Genomic DNA, 22,207 nt, shown 5'->3' on the forward strand with positions numbered 1-22,207 from the left:
GAATTCATACATTCAAAGGAATTATTTCTTAACTTAATAATAAATTTTGACCTATCCCTTTTAGTAATAATAGCTTCGACAGGCTCAGACTGACAAGGCTCAAAAATATCGACTGGTATTCGGATTGTCACCCTGAGCCTGTCGAAGGGACTCATCAATAAGAAAATCTTTGTTAATTATTAATTAAAGGGATAGGTCAATAAAATTTTTAAAGGCATTATTAGCATAGGCGAATGATGGATCGTGAATGGTCAATCTGCTTCGTTTGTCAATTTTTAAATTTTTGAACACCTATAATCATTCAATATTCACTTGCGAAGCAAAATTGACAATTGATCTTAAAAATCTCATTTCTTATCCTATATCAATGACTTGTATAGGTACGCTGTCCTAAATTTGCATTATTAATAACAAACAAAAAATACAAAATACAATGGCAACAAAATGGATTTTAGACCCTACGCATAGTGAAATTACTTTCAAAGTAAAACACATGATGATCTCTAACGTAAAAGGAAGTTTCAGAACTTTCACTGCTGAGATTGAATCTGAAGACGAATTCTTTGCAAATGCAAAAACTACTGCTACAATCCAGACGGATTCTGTGTTCACCAACAATACAGACAGAGACAACCACTTAAAGTCTGCAGAGTTCTTCAATGCTGAAGTACATCCTACAATTACTTTTGAATCTCAGGCATTAAACAATTCTATTGTTGGAAATCTTACCATCAACGGAATTACAAAACCTGTGAATCTTGATGTAGACTTCGGAGGAATTAATGTAGATCCATGGGGAAATACAAAAGCAGGTTTCTCTTTTGAAGGAAAAATCAGCAGAAAAGATTTCGGATTAAACTGGAATGCAGCTCTTGAAGCAGGAGGTGTAATGGTAAGCGATGATGTAAAAGTAGCTGGTGAATTACAGTTTGTAAAACAGGCATAGTAAATAACATATATTTTAAAAGGTTCAGGGATTTGTCTAAAAGCCTTGGACCTTTTATTTTTTATAATCTTCAATATTTATGAACCTCAGCGATCTTCAAAATATAAGCAACGGTTTTAAAAGCACACAGAGAATGCCTGTTTTATTTCTTGGACATGGTTCACCAATGAATGCCATTGAAGAGAATCAATTTGTACAGGGTTTCCGGAAAGCTGCTTCAGAAATTCCTAAACCTAATGCAATTCTCTGTATTTCTGCCCACTGGTATACAGACGGAACTTTTGTAACGGCTATGGATATGCCGAAAACCATTCATGATTTTTATGGCTTTCCAAAAGCCCTTTTTGATGTGCAGTATCCCGCTCCCGGCAGTCCGGAACTGGCCAAAGAAACCGCAGAGCTTCTTCTTCCTGTAAATGTGGAAGAAGACCACAGCTGGGGACTGGATCACGGTGCATGGTCGGTTATCAAACATATGTACCCCGAGGCAGATATTCCTGTTATCCAGCTGAGTATCGATCATACAAAACCTCCTCAGTATCATTATGATCTTGCAAAAAAGCTGAATAAACTTCGTGAAAAGGGCATCCTGATTATCGGAAGCGGAAATATTGTTCATAATCTCCGCCTTATCGACTGGAAAAATATAAATACAGTGGGAGCCGGCTGGGACTGGGCAGTAGAAGCCAGAGAAAAAACCAACAACTGGCTTCTGGATGGAAATTTTCAGAATATTATTGATTATCAGAAACAGGGAACTTTCTTACAATATGCTGTTCCTACGCCTGATCATTATCTTCCTTTACTGTATACTTTAGGGTTAAAAGATCAATCCGAAGACCTTGCGTTATTTAACGATGAGCTTATCGGTGGATCATTAAGTATGACAAGTGTAAGGATCGGATAGCCATCTCTATATTAAAAACAAAAAAGGAAATACCTCAGCTGAGATATTTCCTTTTCTTTTATAAGGCTATTATTTATTGCACGGCTTTTAAAACATTGATGTTTCCATAACCATAGCTTGAATTCACATTAGGATAATAGGTTGCAGACTGTCTCATTTTAGTAAGAACCTGATCTCTTGTCCATGATGGATTTTTAGCCCAAACCAGCGCTGCAATTCCCGCCGTAGCTGCAGTAGCTACCGAAGAACCACCCACATAATCTGCCTGGCCGTTGTAATAGCTCAGAACCGGAACAGTATTTCCTGAAGCTCTTTCCATCTGGAAGGTAAAATCAATCTGGCTTCCTGAATGGCACACATCACATTTCTGATTGGAAGTATTCTCTTTTACACCGGTTATCGCCTGAGTTTCCGGCATTGATGCAGGAAAAATTACTCCAACAAAGCTGGTAAAGCTGGTTGAAGTACCTCCGGCACAGAAAATCAGTTTCCCTTTAGAATAAGCATACTTGACACCGTCCTCAATTTTTCCAACGGAGAAGATGTGCCCCATTGACATTGAGATGATCTTCACATTGGTATTGTTACCCAGTTCCGTGAAAGCTGTTTTTACAGCAGTCTGCTCACTGGATGTTTCAAGAACAACATTTTCTGCTGCTCTGTAGGCGATCAGATTGGCATTATAAGCTACTCCTACAGGTAATCCTGCATTATTTCTGGGAGCTGCCATTACCGAAGCCATTTTCGTTCCGTGCCCGCACTGATCTCCGGATCCGTCTGAGTTATACACTCCGTATTTACTGATTGTTCTTCCCGAAGAAGCTCCACTATTAAAACTTCCTCCCAATAAAGACTGTTCTGGTGAAACTCCCGTGTCAATAAGGCCTATTGTAACACCTGCTCCGGTACTGTAGCTCCATGCATCAGGAATATTGTGCTTAGCAAAAGCCCAGGGTATCTTTGCACTTGGCGCCGTTGAAGTATAATCTGCAGTGCTTAATGTAGATGATGAAAATCCGCATCCCGACGAACCGCTTCCTGAAGATTTTGCAGCTGCATTATATTGAGCTTCAAATTCAAAATAATGATAATCTGCAGGTTCTACATATCGGATGTTTTTCATTTGTCGAAGAGCGGAAACAGTTTCTTCATTTTCTATCACAACATCCATCTGATTAAGATACTGATCTGAAAGAAGAAGGAAATTTCTCTCTTCTTTTCCTTCATATTTTTTGATTACAGAAAGAACTTCTTTTTCGATATCATTACTGTTTGGAGATTTACTTCTGTCGAAATCATCTTTTGAAGTTCCAAAACCGATAGATACCATTTTATTTCCACGGAAAATAGCACTCCATACGAAATGATCAGATTCATTCTTCCAATTAAAAGTACCGTCCGTTTTAATTGCCTGATTGATCCTTTCATTGATCTGTTTTGCTGTCAGCGGATCTTTCTGAGACATTTCAGTTCTTACATTTTCGTTCTGAAGATCTTCTCTGGAACACGAGTTTAGGGCAAAAAATATTGCCAGTAGGAATACAGTTTTTTTCATATGTTATAATTTTGATTAGAACCACAATATAACACTTTAATGAGAATTAAAAATTTAAAAAAAATGAATTTAGCATGACATGAATATTAAATTATAATACTTTCTCGTAGCAGACACTTTGCTCTATTCCAACATATTGCCCATAATTGGATATTTTGTAAAAACCGTTTTTCTCATACACAGAGATGGCGCTTTTAAGGTCCCGGGAAGTTTCCAATATGGCTTTTTTAAAGTTCAATTCTGCTGCCCAGCCTGCAAGTTCTTTTACAATAGTGGAACCTAATCCTTTTTTTCTGAACTCCGGATGGGTAAACATCCTTTTTATTTCTACGCTATCTTCTGAAAAGGGCTTGAATGCTCCACACGCTGCAGGAATACCATCTATATAAGCTACGAGACAGTTTTTAATGGTATCAATTGTATTGAACTGAGCAAAGAAGCCATCATCTTCTCCATTATGCTCAGCTAAAGTAGCATCAAGGGATTTTACAAGGTTTTGAAAATCTGTGTTGGCGGAATCTGTTCTGAGTATATGCATTTAGTTTGATTAAAATATTAATGAAAACAAAAAAAGCTCCCATTTCGGAAGCTTTGATTTTATTTGAGTTAATTGACAATGAATTTTCTTTCATTGATCAACTCTGCAATTGCTAACATATCTTTCCCAATCAACCTGTCATCTTCCAGCTTGGCAACTTTGGAACGAAGAATAGTGAAGTTTTCTTCAATTACTTTAGAACATTTTGCAGGTCTTCTGAATTCAAGTCCCTGAGCGGCAAACATCAGCTCAACAGATAAAATATTCACAAGATTTCCAAGCACCTGATTGAATTTTCTTCCTGAAATACTTCCCATAGAAACATGATCTTCCTGTCCTAAACTTGTAGGAATAGAGTCTGCCGATGCAGGGAAACATAATGTCTTATTCTCTGTAACCAAGGCTGCTGAAGTATATTGAGGGATCATAAATCCGGAATTCAATCCTGAGCTTTCTGTTAATAATCTTGGAAGTCCATACTTTCCTTCTAGCAATAAGTAGCTTCTTCTGTCTGAAATATTCCCCAATTCTGCGGCGGCTAAGGTAGCATAGTCTAAAGGAAGTGCCATCAGCTGTCCGTGGAAGTTTCCGCCTGAAATAGATTCTTCAGCACTTAATACAATCGGGTTATCAGTAACGGAATTTAATTCTGTTTCTGCCATTCCTTTAAGGTGCTCAAAAGCATTTCTGCTGGCTCCGTGAACCTGTGGTACACATCTCATGGAATAAGGATCCTGAACTCTTTCACAATCTTCGTGAGCTTTTAAATTTTCTGATCCCTTTAAGAACTTAAGCATTCTTGCAGCTACTTTTTTACTGCCTTCAAAAGGTCTGATCTCGTGAAGCTCTTTTTTGAAAGGGCTTGCAGAACCTCTGTACGCTTCAATACTCATGGCCGCAGTCATATCCGCCAGGTCCAGTAAATATTCAAATTTCTCAAGTCCCTTGATTGCATGAGCAAGGATAAACTGCGTACCATTGATCAATCCTAATCCTTCTTTGGGACCTAAAGGTAATGGTTCAAGGTCGTGTTTTTTAAGAATATCTATTGTTTCGAAAACCTGATTTCCTTCCCAAACCTGTCCTAAACCAAGCAAAGGCAGTACAAGATGTGCTAATGGAGCAAGATCTCCTGAGGCTCCTACAGATCCCTGTTCAGGAACCACCGGAATGATATCTTTCTCAAGCATCAGAATCATTCTTTCAATTACTTCCAGGGAAACGCCTGAAAATCCTTTCGAAAGAGCATGTACTTTGGCAATCATCATAATCTTGGAAAGCTCTTTATCAATAGGCTTCCCTACACCCACTGCATGAGAAATGATCAGGTTATATTGTAACTGAGCGGTTTCGTCCGCTGAAATTTTAGTATCACATAATGGTCCGAATCCTGTATTGATTCCATATACACATCTGTCAGACTCTACTATTTTCTGTACGTTTTTCTGAGATTTTAAGATTTGTTCTTTTGAAGCTTTATTAAGCTTTGCTTTATTTGGTTTTTTACAGATTTCCAGAACATCATGGAAAGTAAAAACATCTACTCCGTATATCATTTCTAAAAAATTTTCTTAAAATTACGCATTTCACCATTACTGTTAAAACTAAATTCAGAAGAAGCTTATTTTTATGTAAAAAATCTGAAAGGCATCTTCATTTTCTATATTTCATACTACATTATTCGTACAAAGCATATGATTCCGGCTCAATGGATTTAATAAACTCAGAAGGAGTTTTGTTTTCTATCTGTTTAAAAGCTCTGTTGAATGTTGACTGATGCTTAAAGCCTGCTGTCATATAAATATACATCAAAGTATATTTGGGATAATTTACCTTTATTTCCTCCTTGATGTAGTTAATACGGTATGAATTGATCAGGTTTTTAAAATTCATTCCGGTATTAATGCTTATGGCTCTTGAAATATAGGTGGTGTTGATCCCAAAATTGTAAGAAAGATCCTGAATGCTGTAATCATGCTTTTTCCAAGGCATCTGATGATCGAGATAATCAATGATTTTTTTGTAAATTTCATTATACATTTCTGTGTTTTTCTCCAGTACATCATTTGTATCTTCCGCTACTGAGGTAAATGCATATTGCGGACCATCAGTAAAACTATTCCGAACGATAAACTTTTTCTCCGTAATCTTGCTATTGTAAAAAATAAAAAACAACGCGACTACAAGGAAAGTAAATAATATTTTAAACTTACTGAACTCTAAAGCACTTTCATTTATAAGCACAGGAAAAAAAGACTGTGGTATTATGGTAAAAAAAATAAGAAAGACTCCAATAATAAGTGTACTTAATACTAAAGCGCGGAATCTGTATAAATTATACGTCCCCAAAGGCAGTAATGCAAAAAACAGAATGATTTCCGGGGCTTTTTTCCAGAATAAAAACAAAATCCCATATAAAAAAATGGTCTTTACAATCATATAATAATTTAGAAAATACTTCAGCACCTGATATTCCAATCTGTAAATAATCATAGTTAGCATAGACAAAAAAAGCAGAATACCCAGCATGATGAAAGCAACAAGATTTTGTCCTTCACAATAAAAAACAACTGTGTGAACAGACAGCACAACAAGAAGCAGAAGATTGTAATGAAAATAGTACATCTTAAGCAACTGATCCAGGGATGAGGGACCCGAATCAAGGAACTCTTTTACATTTAATTTCATAGGTTTTATGTTTCAGAGGTTATCATTTTCATAAAGGTAGAGATTTCATTTCACAAGCACGAAATAATTGCCAACGAAAACGACAATAGCAATCAATTTATAAATTAACTAATTTAAAAATTTAAAAATCAGTCATTTACAATTTATTAAGTTAAATAATAAAACTATAAAATTTACATAAAATGGTTTATATAAACACCTAAATTTGCAATACTATTAATGAATCTCTAATCATATTCTATTATTTTCCTGAAAAATGATTATTAAAGTCAAGTGAAAATATGTGTTCAGGTTGGGATAAATACCACAAGTGTTGAATTAAAATTTATTGATGATGTCTTTTGATATAAAAAATATCCACATCGGAAAAATCATCCGGCAAAAAGCAGAGGAAAAAGGAATTGAAACCAAACGGATACAAAATTTTCTCAACTGTTCAGAAAACGAAATACAGAAGATGTATGAAAATCCAAGCATTGAGACCGATCTCCTATTGAGATGGAGCAAACTGCTTAAGTACGATTTTTTCAGGATTTATGTGCAGCACATCATATTATTTTCACCACCTGAAAAAATACAAACTGTAAAGAAGCAAAAACAGTCTGTCCCTGTTTACAGGAAAAATATTTACACAAAAGAAATTATAGATTTTATCCTGGAACTGCTGAATGAGAAAAAGAAGACCAGAACACAGATTATCGGAGAGTATAGAATTCCTAAAACAACATTATACAAATGGATAGAAAAATACAATCACTCAAAAAAAATCTAGCCGCTCCTGATTACAGGAAGATTTATACCGATATGATTGAAATGAAATACCAGGAAAAGAAAGAAAGCTGTAAAGCTCTGCTGGATAGACCTAATATTTCTTTTCTGGAAATTATAGAGATTGAAAGAAAATTAATGGGTGTAAATATCTCTGGTCCGGAGGACAATGGAAAATTCAGGGCGTATGATGACAAAGCTATTATTCAGATCTTAAAATATCAGAAAAAGAACAGATTAACGAACATCGATCTTTCCAGAGAATTTAAAATCAGCAGAAACTCTATTGCAAAGTGGAAAAAGATGTTTGTTGAAATATAACCTTCCATAATAACGAAATCTTTCGTCATGATAAAAATAAAATCACCAGATCGCAAATGGATCGCAAGCTTTTCGAAAAGCCTGCTGGTGATTATATTCTTATTCCTATGCCAGAAGGCAAAAACACAAATTTATATTGGTGAAGGAACCTGCGTTTATGTACTGGATGATACTGCACTCGACGCTGAAGCCATTTCTGTGGAAGGAAAGGGAAAATTGATATCCAATAAAACAGCAAATGATGAAAAGGCTGTAAAAGTTGCTTTACAGGTTAAAAAAAACAGGCCAGACGAGCAAATAAAGAAAAGCGAGACCAAATCAAAAAAAGAAAAGCAATATGAAAAGATTGTAAAAAATTCATATATCTTTCAACAAAAGAGAAATAATTCGCAAATTAGTGTTGAAACCTCTTCTTCATGCTGTTTTGTTATTCCATCTCCTTTAACTATAAAAAAAATAATACATCCCGTTTATTTTGCAAAAAATTCTCTTGAGTTATATGTCTATACCAATCATGCTGTAAATCCAAATTTCAATAACTCAAAGATAGGCTCTTCAGATCATAAAAAAAGATTTGATATAAGACCTCCCCCACTATATTTTGTTTACCCTCGATAATAATAACAAAATAATTTATCTTCAATTAAAAAAAATAAAAATGAAAAAAATATATTTAGCTTTACTAATGGCTATAGTTTCCCCTTCTTTTGTTTTAGCACAAGTAGGCATTAACACTCCCACTCCGGAAGCCACACTTGATATCCGCGCAAAAAACCACACCAGTTCAGGGCCGGGTGCTGTTACTGCAAACGATGGTATTTTAGTTCCAAGAGTGAATGACCTTGCCGTTAATGGAACAGTTAACGGACAGCTCGTGTATCTTATCACGAATGCAGGCACTTTTTCACAGGGATTTCACTATTGGAATGGTACGGTATGGAGTCCTCTCGACATGACCAATGATGCTTGGACCAACGATATAACTTCATCTAGCGTTAAGATCGGTACAAAATCGGACGGCACTGCAAGAACTGCCGGAACTGAATTTGTTGCGACAGACACAGGAAGAGTAGGAATTGGAACTACCGATCCTAAGGTAACATTACAGGTAAATGGTCTAGCTTCTACAGCAACTGTTCCTGACGGATTTACAACACCGAGATTAACCCGCTCTCAACTTTCCGCAAAAGACGCTTCTTACGGAACAGACCAAAACGGAACTCTTGTTTTTGTAACTTCATTAGACGGATCTGCCATCAATAAAGTTTCTAATGTAACTTCTGTAGGTTTGTATTTTTACGATTCTCCAACAAACAAATGGTATAATGTGCGAAATTCGTCTTCCGGCCATGTAGAAGGATTCAAAATCATTACCGGAACATACAGCCCTGCAACACCTTATACCATTCAGCCAGATGATTACATCCTTATTCTGAGATTCAACACAGCGTCTACCGGAGGAGCTTCATCTGGCAATATCGGGAACACGAGTCCTTTTATTAATACAACGGCGAATATGATTTTGCCGGATCCTACCACGTGTCCGGGAAGAATCCTGCATTTCATTAATGACAGCGACAGGCTTGGTTCCAGCACAGGAGAAAGCGCGTTTACAAATTATCCCATGCTTGGTGCTATTACCGAGACCAACAGTTACAATACCAAAAGTTCATCATTGAATTATGAAGTCCAGACCGGGCAGAATTATTCGCAATGGAGAATTATCAGCGATGGTACAAGATGGATTTCTTTACAGGTCGTAATTGTATAACACAAATATCAACAACACAAATCTATGATTAAAAGAGAGAGGCTGTCTTTAAAAAGCAGTCTCTTTTTTTATGGGAAATCAACACTTCCGAAAAGCATTTGTTTTCTGCTGTTTTTTTTCTGAAACTAAATTCCTTAATTTTGTTATATGAATCCTTCTTTAGAACTACAGCTCAAAACTTTACCATCCGAACCCGGCGTTTATCGTTATTATGATAAAAACGAACAGCTTTTGTATGTTGGGAAAGCTAAAAATCTTAAAAAGAGGGTTCTATCTTACTTCAATAAAAACCTTTCCGGATACAGGATCAAAATAATGGTCAGCAAAATCCAGAGACTGGAAACCACGATTGTCAACAGTGAATATGATGCTTTGCTATTGGAAAATAATCTGATCAAGGAGTATCAGCCGTTTTATAATGTCATGTTGAAGGATGACAAGACCTATCCATGGATTTGTATCAAAAATGAAGATTTTCCTCGAATTTTTCTGACCCGAAATATGATTAAAGACGGATCAGAATATTACGGTCCGTATGCAAAAGTACGTCCTGCAAAAATATTGCTGGATACTATAAAACACATTTATAAGCTTAGAACATGTAACCTGAATCTTTCTCCAGCCAAGATTGCGGATGGAAAATATAAAGTCTGTCTGGAATATCACATCAAAAACTGCGAAGGGCCATGTGAAGATCTTGAAAGCAAAGAAGATTATGACGAAAAAATAGATGCCATCCGCGGAATTATTAAAGGAGATTTCCGGAAAGCAAAAGATTATCTGGTGAATCAGATGATGAAACTGGCTTCCAGTCTTAAATTTGAAGAGGCTCAGATTATTAAGGAAAGACTGGATATTCTTGAGGATTATCAGGCCAAAAACACCGTAGTAAATGCCAATATTGATGATGTAGATGTTTTCGGAATGACGAGTGATGAGACCGCTGCTTATGTCAATTTCTTTAAAATCAGAAACGGGAATATCATCCAGAGTTTTACTACTGAGATCAAAAAGATTCTTGAAGAAACCGATGAAGATATTATGGAGGAAGCTCTGATTGAGATTCGCCAGAAGTTTTCTTCCGATTCTAAAGAAGTTCTTTTACCATTTCATCTTTCTGTAGAAATCCCAAATGTAAAGCTGATTGTTCCTAAGGTAGGAGACAAAAAGAGAATTGTAGAGCTTTCTGAAAAAAATGCTAAAGAATACCGTCTTGAAAAACTGAAACAGGTTCAGATTGTAGATCCTGAAAGGCATACCAACAGAATCATGGCCGAAATGCAGAAATTGTTGAGAATGCCTGTAGAGCCAAGACATATTGAAGGTTTTGATAACTCAAATATTCAGGGAACGAATCCTGTGTCTGCATGTGTTGTTTTTAAAGACGGAAAACCGAGTAAAGCAGATTACAGAATTTTCCATCCTAAAACAGTGGAAGGACCAAACGATTTTGCAACAATGGAAGAAGTGATCTACCGCCGTTACAAAAGAATGCTTGATGAAGGAGAAAGTCTTCCTCAGCTGATTCTTATTGATGGCGGAAAAGGGCAACTGTCTTCTGCTGTAAAAAGCCTGAGATTACTAGGTCTTTATGGAAAAATTACTATTGTAGGGATCGCTAAGAGACTTGAAGAAATTTTCTTCCCGGAAGATCCTATTCCTTTATATCTGGATAAAAAATCTGAAACATTAAAAATCCTTCAGCGTGTCCGTGACGAAGCTCACCGGTTTGGGGTAAAACATCACAGAACGAGAAGAAAAAATTCTACTATAAAATCTGAACTGGAAGAAATTCCTGGGGTGGGGGAAAAAACTATTGAACTGCTTCTGTCTAAATTAAAGTCTGTAAAACGTATCAAAGAGGCCAATCTGGAGACTCTGGAAGAAATTTTAGGGAAAAGTAAGGCGAAAGTAATCTGGAAATTTTTTAATACCAATTAATTATTGCGTGGTACCTACTGTTAAATTTTCTTAATAAAAATCCTCTCTTCATAGGATTTTACGGCTATTTGCTATTTCATTAACAGGGGATAAAAAAATCAATTATTTTTCAACATAAAATGAAATAAATCAATAAAAAAGACATATTAATAAATATTTTACTAAATAATAGCATTATTTATATTTTATTCGTAAATTAGTATTATCAACTAATGACGATAATACTATGAAAATGATCTCTAATTTATCAATCTTTTAAATTTAACATTATACATCTTTATGATAATCGTTTTTTCTAAAAAAGATAAAACCACTTTCAAATTTCCGGAACTATGAAAAACACATCAGCATATATATTATAAAAGGCTCTTTTTTTCAAGAGCCTTTTATGTTTTTATTTCTGCTTGTGAAAATTATTTTGCCACAAATACTTCTTTGGAATACCTTCCGTCTGCCAGCGGAATATCTATCACAATATTCCTATTTTCAAAATATCCGATGGTGGTATTCCCATCAGCCATTTTTACAAGGAAAACAGAGCTCTTTGAAGTTGCTTTGAAAACAGCAAACGGTACTGAGCTTCCGGATTTTGCCAGAATAAACTGATTAGGCTCAATCTGTATTTTCTGAAGATCCAGTTTTCCGTTTGAGTAATCGCTCCCCTCCTGATTTGTTGTTGATGCCACAGGCTCAGACTGTGAGGAATTCTGAGCAGCATTACTATTGTTAGCAGCAGGCAGCATTTCTACCGGGTTGGAGAATGCTACATATGTTAAAGCCTGCTTCAATGCATCAGGAAACCCCTCTTCAAATTCTTTTATATCTGAACGTCCTTTAGATTCAAAAATCACCTTTTTGTTGCAGTCTCTGAACTGTAGAATTACTTTATTTGTAAACAAGCTCTTATCATTCAATACTTCAGCATTAGCTACATTACATGAATTATTTTTAGCCTCAGATGGCCATTTATCCATAGCCTCAGTTAAAATTTCATATTTCTTTTCCTGTAACACTTTAGCAAGATAAGCTTCCAATCCGAAACTGCTATTCTTAAAGGTTTTAAATTTTTCAGGAATCACCACATATCTATAGTCGGTAATCTTTTGGGTAAAAGCCAATGTTGAGCTTACTACCAACATCAGCATTAATAACTTTTTCATTTCTATAGTTTTAATCGTTTCTGAATGCTCCCATATCCAGTTTTAAAGAGAAGAAATTGGAATAGAAATTAGATCCGCCAATCCCCGAATTCGTAATGGCATAATCCAGCGTTAGCCCTCTATATCTGATCCCAAGACCCGCACTTGGCTGGAAAGAAACTTTTCTTTTAAGATCCTCTATATCTGTAATAGACTGGAATCTGTTGATCCCCAATCTTACAAAAATCATTTTCTGATAGCCTAATTCAGCTCCGGCATATGGACTGATACTGGCAAAGTCGGTAGAAATTAATGACGCTGTTTTAGCAAAATCCACATTGATCCCGGCTTCCGGTAATACATAAACACTGCTATTGATTTCGAATAATTTGCTGGCACCTACATTGAGTTTAGGCATTGTAAGTTCCAGTTTATCTTTAGGAGCAGGGTTGAATTCCTCACCGTTTACAACAGTAGAAAGTTCTTTCTGATTGATCGTCCAGAAGTTTACGGTAGTGGTGATATCTCTAACCATTCCTCCAAACTTCCAGCCGTTATCTGCCTTATAAATTGCTCCAACATCGAACCCAAAACCATAACCACTCGCAAATTTACCCACATTTCTATAGACAATTTTAGCATTCACCCCAACATCCAGTTTAGGATTCCCTCCCGGTCTGAATGCATAAGAAAGAATAGCTGCATAATCGGATTGGGAAAACTTGGTAATTTTATCATAATCAATGTTCCCTTCAGAATCGATCATCTGAGTTGTATTCAAAATATTATCTACCCCAAGTCTTACTACGGAAACTCCAAATACGCCTTCTTCAAGTACTTTTGCATAAGCCAGATAATCATACTTTGCGATAGACTCAAAGTATTCAGCATGCATTGCCGCTCCCTGCCAGTCTCTTTCAACAGACATCAAGCCTGCCGGGTTCCACATAGGAGAATATACATCATCCTGGTTGCTAATTACCGCCCCTCCCATAGCAAGCCCTCTTGCTCCAGCTCCGATATTTAAGAACTCATTGGAATATTTCCTGATAATCTGAGATTGAGAAAGCCCAAACAACAGTGAAAATGCAAGTAAAAAATATTTTTTCATCATATAAATTTGATGCTTAGTTTAAGTTTTTAGTTTTTCTGGCTTTTATTAATCCATTTGCAATGATTGCCAGTATCATAACACCTGAAGCGACATAAAATATCGGGCTCATATGTTCTGATTCCCCAAAGATAAAAAAAGCTAGTATAATTCCGTAGACCGGCTCTAAATTAACTGTTAAAATTAACGTAAAAGGTGATATATATTTCATTAAATTAACAGATTCCAGCATTGGAAAAGCAGTAAAAACACTGGCTAACAAGCATATTAACGCCAGATCACTATAGTTTATTTCGTTCATCTGAAAAATTTGCCCCGAAAGCAAATAAAATATCATTAAAATAAACCAACCACAGAAGATTTCATAAAAAATTATGTTTCCAGAACTTGTTTTCCCAAACATCTTACCATTAAAAACAGAAAAAACAGTACCGAATACAGCACTCAGAATTCCATAAATAATGCCTTCTTTAAAATGAAACTCTGTCTTAAAGATCAATAATATACAAGCTACGATAACACTTCCCATTACCACTTCAGATACATCAATCTTTCTTTTAAAAATAACAGGTTCCAGAATGGAGGCAAAAAGTGTAGATAAGGAAAGACAGCTTAGCGCAATAGAAACATTGGAAACTTTAATAGAATAAAAAAAGCAATACCAATGGAGTGCCATGGCAAAACCTATTGCCGCCAGCTGAAAAAATATTTTTTTAGAAACCTTTATGCTTTCTTTTTTAAAAAACCTGATAAATACATACAGAAAGATAGAAGCAAACAACATTCTGTAAAATACAAGGATCTGGGCATTGGCTTGAATCAATTTTCCTAAAATTGCAGTGAACCCCCATAAAAAAACTATTAAATGCAACCTGAAAAGTGCCAATTTATGCATAACCTAACCCCTTTAAATTTTTAACGTGCAAATTTACAAATAGCAAACGCAAAATATTGATAAAAAGATAATTTTAATCTAAAAAAAGTTAAAAGAAATTAAAATAATAACTACACTGCCCAAAAAAACCCTGAAAATTTGTTAAACTTTCAGGGCCTTCAAATAATAAACTATTAAAAAAATAAACTAGGAACTTAGAGTATTTTGCAGAGAATACCATCTCTGTTACTCTAGTGTAAAGTTAGAAAAAATATAAATTATTTAAAAATATTTTTTAGTTAAAAATTTCACAATTTACTAGAAACCAAATAATTAAACATCTGTTTTACTTCCAATTTATATTCCTCATAAAAATAGTATCTTTAAGCGTAAAAAATTGAAAATTTTATGGACATCGAATTCAATAAACGAGAAGATCAGAACAGATTAAAATTATCTGAAATAAATCGCTTACTCACCGAAATTAAAAAAGGTGGTGGTGAGAAGAGGCTTCAAAAGCTTCGTGATGAAGGAAAAATGACAGCAAGAGAAAGAATAGATTATCTTCTCGATAAAGATTCAGATTCCATAGAAATTGGAGCATTTGCAGGATACGAAATGTATCAGGAGCATGGAGGATGCCCTAGCGGAGGTGTTGTAGTGGTTATTGGCTACGTTTCCGGAAGACAGTGTATTATTGTTGCTAATGATGCTTCTGTAAAAGCCGGTGCCTGGTTTCCTATCACAGGAAAGAAAAACCTGAGAGCACAGGAAATTGCTATGGAAAACAAACTTCCAATCATTTATCTGGTAGACTCTGCAGGAGTTTATCTACCTATGCAGGATGAGATATTTCCGGATAAAGAGCATTTTGGAAGAATTTTCAGAAACAATGCTAAAATGAGTTCCATGGGAATCATCCAGATATCAGCTGTTATGGGAAGTTGTGTAGCCGGCGGCGCCTATCTTCCCATCATGAGCGACGAAGCTATGATTGTGGATAAAACAGGCTCTATTTTCCTTGCAGGAAGTTATCTGGTAAAGGCCGCTATCGGAGAAAGTATTGATAATGAAACATTGGGTGGAGCAACTACCCACTGCTCTATTTCAGGTGTTACGGATTATAAAGCCAAAGATGATAAAGATGCTCTGAACAGAATCAAAACCATCATGAAATCTGTAGGAACTACTGAAAAAGCAGGTTTTGACAGAATAGAAAGTTTCCCGCCAAGAGAAAATCCTGAAAATATTTTCGGAATTATGCCGGTTTCAAGAGCTGAACAATACGATACCTATGAAATTATCAAGTGTATTGTGGATAACTCCGAGTATGATGAATATAAACCAGACTATGGTAAAAGTATTATCTGCGCAACAGCAAGAGTGGACGGCTGGTCTGTAGGAATTGTAGCCAATCAGAGAAAGCTTGTTAAAAGCGGTAAAGGAGAAATGCAGTTCGGAGGAGTGATCTACTCTGATTCCGCAGATAAAGCAACCCGATTTATTGCAAATTGTAATCAAAGAAAAATCCCTTTAATTTTCTTACAGGATGTTACCGGATTTATGGTAGGTTCAAAATCAGAACATGGCGGTATTATTAAAGACGGAGCTAAAATGGTAAATGCGGTTTCCAACTCTGTAGTTCCTAAATTTACGATCATTACAGGCAACTCTTATGGAGCAGGAAACTATGCAATGTGCGGAAAAGCTTATGACCCAAGATTAATTGTTGCATGGCCGTGGGCAGATTTAGCGGTAATGGGAGGTGCACAGGCTGCCAAAGTACTGGCTCAGATTCAGGAATCTACCTTAAAAAAGCAAGGAAAAGAAATCTCAGAAGAAGAGCACAACGAAATTCTGGATACCATTTCAAAGAAATATCAGAAACAGACTGAATCCACCTACGCAGCAGCAAGATTATGGACAGATGCAATCATCAATCCTGCCGACACAAGAAAATGGATTTCTATGGGAATTGAAGCTGCTAATCATTCTCCTATCACTGAGAAGTTCAATCTTGGAGTCATACAGGTATGATATAATTGTTATCCTTTTCAATAAATTAATCCCTTATCATATTGGTAAGGGATTTTTCATACGTATTAAATAAATTGACAATAAATAATTTACAGCCTCATATCTAATAGACAAAAGCTTATATCATATAAAAAGTAAAAAAATAAAATTTACAGATAATAGTATATGATCATTTTTTATATTTTTAATATTGATAATTACAGAAAATTATACATTAAAATCAGCATTGAAAAGAAAAACACAACTCAATAAATACTGACAATCAATACGTTACATTTGCATTTGTGCTATTGTACTATATTTTTTTTATATATTGCAATAAGCAAATGATGAACAAAATGAAACAATTAAATACAAGACATCCCTTGGCTGTTGGCGTTTTTTGTTTTCTATTGAGTACAAACCACCTAAGCGGTCAAAATGCGAAGAAAGATTCTATAAAGAATAAACAAATTGATGAAGTTGTTGTTACTGCACTTGGGATCAAAAGAGATCAGAGAAAACTAGGCTACGCCATTACCAAAGTAGAAACCAAAGACATTACCCAGGCTGGTGTCGTTAATCCTATGGAAGCCCTTCAGGGTAAACTTCCGGGTGTAGAAATTACGGCAGGCTCCGGAGGCCCGCAGTCCAGTGCCAGGATTCAGATCCGGGGAAATACATCATTAGGCAACAATAATCAGCCTCTGATAGTAGTTGATGGAGTAGTTATTGACAATGGAGTAACGGGTGCGGACTCCTGGGGTGCGGGTTATGATTTCGGTAATGAAATGAAAAACCTGAACTCAGATGTTTTTGAATCCGTTTCCGTATTAAGAGGAGCTGCTGCATCTGCTCTTTATGGCTCACGGGCTGCTAACGGGGTTATTGTCATTACAACCAAGAAAGGAAAAGGAACAAATGGATTGAGTGTCAGGATAAATTCTTCTCTTACTACACAGCATGTCTATGGCGGTCCCAGGTTTCAGAATGAATTTGGCGCCGGTATTGGACCCAGTTTTTCAACGGATGCTGACGGAAACCGTTTTATCGATCCAAACAATTTTTTTTATAGCTACGGGCCAAAATTTGACGGAAAACCAGTACAGGATATTGATGGCAGGACCATTCTGTGGAATCCCCAGCCGAATAACTATAAGAATATTTATCAGGTAGGGTTTGATCGTAAAAACTCATTTGAACTCTCAGGAGGAAATAAAAAATCTACTATTTTATTCAATTATACCAATCAGGAAGCAGACGGTATTCTTCCCCGTAATAAGTTTATCAAAAATGCCTATTTTATCCGTGGAACCCATCAGTTTAGTAAATATTTGCAGGTAGATGCAAGTTTCAACTATAACCGGTCTTTCGGGCAGAACCCCGTACCTCAGGGAGGAAATGAAAGTCCGCTCTTCAGCTTTATCTATGGCACTCCCAGAAGTTTTGATGCGGTTTATTGGAAAAGCAATTATATGGATCCTGTAAATGGAGGAATGAAACTAGACAATGCAGATCCTTACGGTATGGCATCTACTTATTTTAATATTTTCCAGAATACAAGAACCCAGAAAGAAAACAATTATATAGGCAGGATCGAACTAAAATCCCAGCTAACAGACTGGTTAAACTTAATGATAACCGGCAACTTCAATAATTATAATTTTCTGAATGAATCTAAAATACTTGGAGAAAGCCCAGGATTTAATGGCGGTGGCTATAGTATTTTGGAAGGAAGAAAGGAACAGTATACTACGAAATTTTTATTGAATGCCAACTTCAAATTGTCGGAAAATCTTACCCTTAATGCATCTGTTGGTGGAGAAGATTTCAGATCCAAATACAAAGCCACAAGGCAATGGACTAATGGAGGACTTAATTCTCCGGGCGTTTTCCAGATCCAGAACTCAATAGATCCGGCAGAAAGTGAGGTCTATTATACTGATGGTAATCAGTCCCCAAAAAGAATTCAGGGCCTGTACGCTTTTGCTAATTTCGGATGGAAAGACCAGCTGTTCATTGATATCACAGGCCGTAATGACTGGTCTTCCACACTGGCATATCCTGATGGACATGGAAGTATAAGCTATTTTTATCCTTCGTTTGTGGGAAACTGGATATTTTCCAATTCTTTTAAACTTCCAAATTGGATAAATTCCGGAAGCCTTAGAGGAAGTCTGGCATGGGTTGGAAGAGATACTTCACCATACAACACAAGCTCCGGCCTTTACTACAGACCTGATCCTTTAGCTTACAATTCCCCCGATGGAACCCGCATTCCGTTAGTTGGCTTCAATAGTAACTCGCTTGCGAATTTAAATTTAAAAAATGAATTGAGCAGATCTGTAGAATTTGGATTAAATATGTCTTTCTTCAGTAACCGGCTGGATTTTGATGTTTCCTTTTATAAAACCAATACAACCAATCAGCTGTTAACTCTTTCCTTACCGCAAGAATCAGGACTCCGCCAGCAGCAGATTAACGCCGGAAATCTGCAAAACCAAGGTATAGAGGTAGTTGTGAACGCCATTCCGGTAAAACTTCCCAACTTCAAATGGAATACCACAGTTACATTCTCTCAAAACAGGGATAAACTTATTGAGCTGTATCCCGGTGTTACTGAATATGTATTAAACTGGGGTATGGGTACTGATGTAAAAAGTATAGCAATACCTGGCCAACAATATGGTTTGATACAAACCCAATATGCCTATGCCAGATATCAGGCACTGGATGCGAATGGTAATAAAATTGATGATCCCAGAAACGGAATGAAAGTTCTTAAAGCTGATGGTTCTTATCTGAGGTCAAATTCCTACCAAAATCAGGAATATACTACAGTAGGGAAATTAACTCCTGATTTTTTAGCCAGCTTCAGAAACACTTTCAAATATAAAAACTTATCTTTAAGTGTACTGATAGATGCAAGAGTAGGTGGTGATATTCTTTCTGCAACCTACAATTATGGTGTTCAGTTTGGCAACCTTTCATCCACATTAAAGTACAGGGATGAGGAAAGAGGAGGAATCAAATATATTGATTCACAGGGCAACACTCAATATGGGGTAATTCCTGATGGAGTATTTGGCCAAAATTCTATCATAAAGGATAAACAAGGAGTCACCAGAGATGTAAGCGGTATGACTTATCAGGAAGCTTATGAAAAAGGGTGGATCAACCCAGTAAAAACATCTTCCTACTACAACAGATTAGCCTCATGGGGAAATGGCATAAGGGAGCAGGCTATATTTGAAAATACATGGGTCTCCCTACGTGAAGCACGCCTTACCTATTCCTTTAAACCTGAAATGATCAAATCTCTTGGAGTAAATACCCTGAACCTATCCCTTATAGGCAGGAACCTATTTTATATTTATAATAAATTACCGGATGGAATAAACCCTGAAGGAAAATATTCCAACAGTGCAGGCAGCTTTGCGGAATATGGAGGCTCTCCTATGTCCAGATATTTTGGATTTAATCTGGATTTCTCATTCTAAATATTATAAAAAATAATCAAAAATGAAAAAAATACTTATACTTATTTTACCACTTCTCTTTTTCATATCCTGTACACGCGATTTTGCTGAGATTAATACCAATCCTGTAGATCAAATAAATGCTACCCCTGAAGAACTTCTTCCTTTAGCCATTATGAAAGGATATAATGCGAGTTTCGAATACTATTACGATTATTACCGTAGAATTATGCCATGGACCCAGACCCTGGTTCCCAGTACGGGTAATTCTTCACAGTTTATGAGTGACGGTTCCAACATGAATCAGAGGAAAGATATTTTTTATGGAGATCATGGTGCTTTACTTACAGACATCATTTATAAAATAGATCATATGCCCGCTGAAGAACAAAAAAAATACGTGAACATCAAAAGCATTGCCACAATTTTAAAAGTTTATTATGCATGGTATGTAACAGATGTGAATGGAAGCATGGCCTATACAGAAGCTTTTCAGGCACGCTATGGAGGTACACAGACTCCGGTATTTGAAACACAGGAACAATTATATGATGTTTTTGACAAACAGCTGAATGATGTTTATACGGCCATACAAAGCGCAGATCAATCTGTACAGATAAACCCCGGAGACAAAGATCTGTTTTTTAACGGAGATATAAGCAAATGGAAAAGGGTTGCCAATTCGTTAAGATTGAAAATTGCATCAAGGCTTATGAAAAGAAATCCAGCCAAACTGACCGCCATTGCTGCACAGGTTTTATCAAGGGATGAGATTAGCAGTACAGCATCAAGCTTCCTTTTACGCGCCAGAAGATTTACAGAGCATGGTAATTTTAATCCTGTAGGAATGTCTGCCTCAAAGCCTATGGTTGATTTCATGAACGAAAATAAAGATCCCAGAATATCTATCTTTTTTCAGCAGAATGATTATTCCCAAGAAAATATAAATAAACTTGTAGCTGCCGGTAAAATGAAAGCCACTATGGAAAATCAGCGTTATGTTGGCGGCCCAGTAAGCCCCAATATGGTTTCAGCCGATATGAGCCGTTATTATACTTCAGCAAAAAGATTATTAAATGGCGTAAATTATGATACGATTTCCAGATTGCAATATAGAATCTGGAGGCCGGAAAATACTTCAAAAGGTATTATTGGAACAGGAAATGCTATATTCCCAATTCTTACCTACGCAGATTATTCTCTGTTGAAAGCAGAACTTACAGCAAGAAATCTTATTCCGGGTAATACAAAAGATCTTTACGAACAAGGAATCAGAGCGTCTATTGAAACCTATAACTATATTGCCAAAGAAGCACTGGTAGATGATTACAAAATAGCGAGTGATGCTGATATTATAGCTTATCTCAATGAAGCACAGATTAAATTTACACCGTCATTGGCATTGGAACAGATTATCATTCAGGAATATTTAAATTATTTTAAACAGCCTAATGAAGTATGGTCCTTGATCAAAAGAACCGGAATACCTAATATTTCAACTGCTCTTAAGCTGGAAAATCCAATCAGTGAAGCCGGAATTCTATTAATAATGCCTAGAAGAATTGTTCTTCCCACTCCTTCAAAAGATAATCTGAATTATCAAAATCAAAAGAAAGCATTGGAGCAAATGAAACAGGATCCTGAATTTGGAGCCAGTGAAAGTGATATACAAGGCCGTATATGGTGGGATAAGAAATAAATGTACTGCCAACAATTAGAGAAAAGTTAATTTAAAAAAAATTTTTCTATTTGTACTCTATAAAAAACACATTATACAATCTTCATAACTATTTAACTAATTGAAAGACCACCTAAACCAATAAAATTTATTGATTAGCAATAGGATCTTTACAATTTATTGTCGTACTAAGGATCTGATCCGCCATAACTTACAATCTTCATAATCTTAGGCTATTGGATCCTTATACGACTATAACTTTGGAGTTGGGTAATGAATAATGAATTTTAAGGATTCCAAAGGGTATGTATAAATTCTTTATTTAATTGTTTCACTTGCGCCGCTTCTTTCTACTGTGTCATTCCGCAGGAATCCAGGCTTGTTTATTAGAAGCTTATATTTTGTTACAGAATATAAAATAGATTGTTCAGACTCCTATGGAGTGACAACTGGAGTGTATACTGTCCATCATAAG

At 36.0% G+C, this 22,207-nt stretch carries 17 protein-coding genes; 10 read left to right on the forward strand and 7 right to left on the reverse strand.

Annotation, left to right across the window (positions count from 1 at the left end; translation table 11 throughout):
• Positions 1-433: 433 nt before the first annotated feature.
• The gene (locus EK417_RS00640; protein WP_062675631.1) at positions 434-946 is read left to right on the forward strand and encodes a YceI family protein; all 513 of its coding nucleotides are present in this window, start codon (positions 434-436) and stop codon (positions 944-946) included.
• 79 nt (positions 947-1,025) lie between these two features.
• Positions 1,026-1,853, forward strand: a complete 828-nt coding sequence (gene ygiD / locus EK417_RS00645) for a 4,5-DOPA-extradiol-dioxygenase (protein ID WP_110368315.1) — start codon at positions 1,026-1,028, stop codon at positions 1,851-1,853.
• A 73-nt stretch (positions 1,854-1,926) separates the two neighbouring features.
• On the opposite strand, the gene EK417_RS00650 is transcribed toward ygiD, so the two are convergent.
• The 4 genes from EK417_RS00650 to EK417_RS00665 all read right to left on the reverse strand — a co-directional run bounded on the left by EK417_RS00650 (position 1,927) and on the right by EK417_RS00665 (position 6,634).
• Positions 1,927-3,408, reverse strand: a complete 1,482-nt coding sequence (locus EK417_RS00650) for a S8 family peptidase (RefSeq protein ID WP_076597143.1) — start codon at positions 3,406-3,408, stop codon at positions 1,927-1,929.
• Positions 3,409-3,499: 91 nt separating this feature from the next.
• A complete protein-coding gene (locus tag EK417_RS00655; protein ID WP_136521063.1) occupies positions 3,500-3,946 on the reverse strand; it encodes a GNAT family N-acetyltransferase in 447 nt (148 codons plus the stop codon).
• A gap of 68 nt (positions 3,947-4,014) precedes the next feature.
• Positions 4,015-5,502 carry a histidine ammonia-lyase gene (gene hutH, locus EK417_RS00660; protein ID WP_110368314.1) on the reverse strand — a complete coding sequence of 496 codons (1,488 nt, stop codon included), beginning with the start codon at positions 5,500-5,502 and terminating at the stop codon, positions 4,015-4,017.
• A 121-nt stretch (positions 5,503-5,623) separates the two neighbouring features.
• The gene (locus EK417_RS00665) at positions 5,624-6,634 is read right to left on the reverse strand and encodes a helix-turn-helix domain-containing protein (protein ID WP_136521064.1); all 1,011 of its coding nucleotides are present in this window, start codon (positions 6,632-6,634) and stop codon (positions 5,624-5,626) included.
• Between the two features lie 334 nt (positions 6,635-6,968).
• Here EK417_RS00665 and EK417_RS00670 point away from each other — a divergent pair, with 334 nt between their 5' ends.
• From EK417_RS00670 to uvrC, 5 genes are all read left to right on the forward strand, one after another.
• Positions 6,969-7,406 (forward strand): transposase, encoded by a 438-nt coding sequence (locus tag EK417_RS00670; RefSeq protein WP_317043160.1) that lies wholly within the window; start codon positions 6,969-6,971, stop codon positions 7,404-7,406.
• Positions 7,370-7,723, forward strand: coding sequence for a hypothetical protein (locus EK417_RS00675; protein WP_076597138.1), 354 nt, complete (start codon positions 7,370-7,372; stop codon positions 7,721-7,723). Before EK417_RS00670 ends, EK417_RS00675 begins: the two co-directional genes overlap by 37 nt.
• Positions 7,724-7,750: 27 nt before the next feature.
• Positions 7,751-8,341: a hypothetical protein gene (locus tag EK417_RS00680; protein WP_136521065.1), complete on the forward strand. Its 591-nt coding sequence runs from the start codon at positions 7,751-7,753 to the stop codon at positions 8,339-8,341.
• Positions 8,342-8,381: 40 nt separating this feature from the next.
• Positions 8,382-9,494, forward strand: a complete 1,113-nt coding sequence (locus EK417_RS00685; RefSeq protein WP_136521066.1) for a phage tail-like protein — start codon at positions 8,382-8,384, stop codon at positions 9,492-9,494.
• A 147-nt stretch (positions 9,495-9,641) separates the two neighbouring features.
• Entirely contained in the window at positions 9,642-11,435 is a 1,794-nt protein-coding gene (gene uvrC / locus EK417_RS00690) for an excinuclease ABC subunit UvrC (protein WP_136521067.1), read from the forward strand.
• Between the two features lie 413 nt (positions 11,436-11,848).
• On the opposite strand, the gene EK417_RS00695 is transcribed toward uvrC, so the two are convergent.
• The 3 genes from EK417_RS00695 to EK417_RS00705 are packed head-to-tail and all read right to left on the reverse strand — an operon-like array spanning position 11,849 to position 14,580.
• Positions 11,849-12,595, reverse strand: a complete 747-nt coding sequence (locus EK417_RS00695; RefSeq protein ID WP_136521068.1) for a hypothetical protein — start codon at positions 12,593-12,595, stop codon at positions 11,849-11,851.
• Between the two features lie 10 nt (positions 12,596-12,605).
• Positions 12,606-13,688 carry a putative type IX sorting system protein PorV2 gene (locus tag EK417_RS00700; RefSeq protein WP_076597133.1) on the reverse strand — a complete coding sequence of 361 codons (1,083 nt, stop codon included), beginning with the start codon at positions 13,686-13,688 and terminating at the stop codon, positions 12,606-12,608.
• 13 nt (positions 13,689-13,701) lie between these two features.
• Positions 13,702-14,580 (reverse strand): DMT family transporter, encoded by an 879-nt coding sequence (locus EK417_RS00705; protein WP_076597132.1) that lies wholly within the window; start codon positions 14,578-14,580, stop codon positions 13,702-13,704.
• 387 nt (positions 14,581-14,967) lie between these two features.
• Here EK417_RS00705 and EK417_RS00710 point away from each other — a divergent pair, with 387 nt between their 5' ends.
• From EK417_RS00710 to EK417_RS00720, 3 genes are all read left to right on the forward strand, one after another.
• Positions 14,968-16,596: an acyl-CoA carboxylase subunit beta gene (locus EK417_RS00710; RefSeq protein ID WP_076597131.1), complete on the forward strand. Its 1,629-nt coding sequence runs from the start codon at positions 14,968-14,970 to the stop codon at positions 16,594-16,596.
• 338 nt (positions 16,597-16,934) lie between these two features.
• Positions 16,935-20,075: a SusC/RagA family TonB-linked outer membrane protein gene (locus EK417_RS00715; protein ID WP_136521069.1), complete on the forward strand. Its 3,141-nt coding sequence runs from the start codon at positions 16,935-16,937 to the stop codon at positions 20,073-20,075.
• A 22-nt stretch (positions 20,076-20,097) separates the two neighbouring features.
• Positions 20,098-21,753 (forward strand): SusD/RagB family nutrient-binding outer membrane lipoprotein, encoded by a 1,656-nt coding sequence (locus EK417_RS00720; protein WP_076597130.1) that lies wholly within the window; start codon positions 20,098-20,100, stop codon positions 21,751-21,753.
• Positions 21,754-22,207 lie beyond the last annotated feature (454 nt).

Origin of the sequence: Chryseobacterium candidae, assembly GCF_004916905.1 — a bacterium.
Lineage (GTDB): Bacteria > Bacteroidota > Bacteroidia > Flavobacteriales > Weeksellaceae > Chryseobacterium > Chryseobacterium candidae.

Bases quoted from the DNA above. Each gene is read 5' to 3' on its own strand.
- uvrC (WP_136521067.1), top strand. From the start codon at position 9,642: ATGAATCCTTCTTTAGAACTACAGCTCAAAACTTTACCATCCGAACCC.
- EK417_RS00685 (WP_136521066.1), top strand. From the start codon at position 8,382: ATGAAAAAAATATATTTAGCTTTACTAATGGCTATAGTTTCCCCTTCT.
- EK417_RS00650 (WP_076597143.1), bottom strand. From the start codon at position 3,408: ATGAAAAAAACTGTATTCCTACTGGCAATATTTTTTGCCCTAAACTCG.
- EK417_RS00705 (WP_076597132.1), bottom strand. From the start codon at position 14,580: ATGCATAAATTGGCACTTTTCAGGTTGCATTTAATAGTTTTTTTATGG.
- EK417_RS00640 (WP_062675631.1), top strand. From the start codon at position 434: ATGGCAACAAAATGGATTTTAGACCCTACGCATAGTGAAATTACTTTC.
- EK417_RS00700 (WP_076597133.1), bottom strand. From the start codon at position 13,688: ATGATGAAAAAATATTTTTTACTTGCATTTTCACTGTTGTTTGGGCTT.
- EK417_RS00665 (WP_136521064.1), bottom strand. From the start codon at position 6,634: ATGAAATTAAATGTAAAAGAGTTCCTTGATTCGGGTCCCTCATCCCTG.
- EK417_RS00720 (WP_076597130.1), top strand. From the start codon at position 20,098: ATGAAAAAAATACTTATACTTATTTTACCACTTCTCTTTTTCATATCC.
- EK417_RS00655 (WP_136521063.1), bottom strand. From the start codon at position 3,946: ATGCATATACTCAGAACAGATTCCGCCAACACAGATTTTCAAAACCTT.
- EK417_RS00680 (WP_136521065.1), top strand. From the start codon at position 7,751: ATGATAAAAATAAAATCACCAGATCGCAAATGGATCGCAAGCTTTTCG.
- hutH (WP_110368314.1), bottom strand. From the start codon at position 5,502: ATGATATACGGAGTAGATGTTTTTACTTTCCATGATGTTCTGGAAATC.
- EK417_RS00670 (WP_317043160.1), top strand. From the start codon at position 6,969: ATGTCTTTTGATATAAAAAATATCCACATCGGAAAAATCATCCGGCAA.
- EK417_RS00710 (WP_076597131.1), top strand. From the start codon at position 14,968: ATGGACATCGAATTCAATAAACGAGAAGATCAGAACAGATTAAAATTA.
- EK417_RS00715 (WP_136521069.1), top strand. From the start codon at position 16,935: ATGAAACAATTAAATACAAGACATCCCTTGGCTGTTGGCGTTTTTTGT.
- ygiD (WP_110368315.1), top strand. From the start codon at position 1,026: ATGAACCTCAGCGATCTTCAAAATATAAGCAACGGTTTTAAAAGCACA.
- EK417_RS00695 (WP_136521068.1), bottom strand. From the start codon at position 12,595: ATGAAAAAGTTATTAATGCTGATGTTGGTAGTAAGCTCAACATTGGCT.
- EK417_RS00675 (WP_076597138.1), top strand. From the start codon at position 7,370: ATGGATAGAAAAATACAATCACTCAAAAAAAATCTAGCCGCTCCTGAT.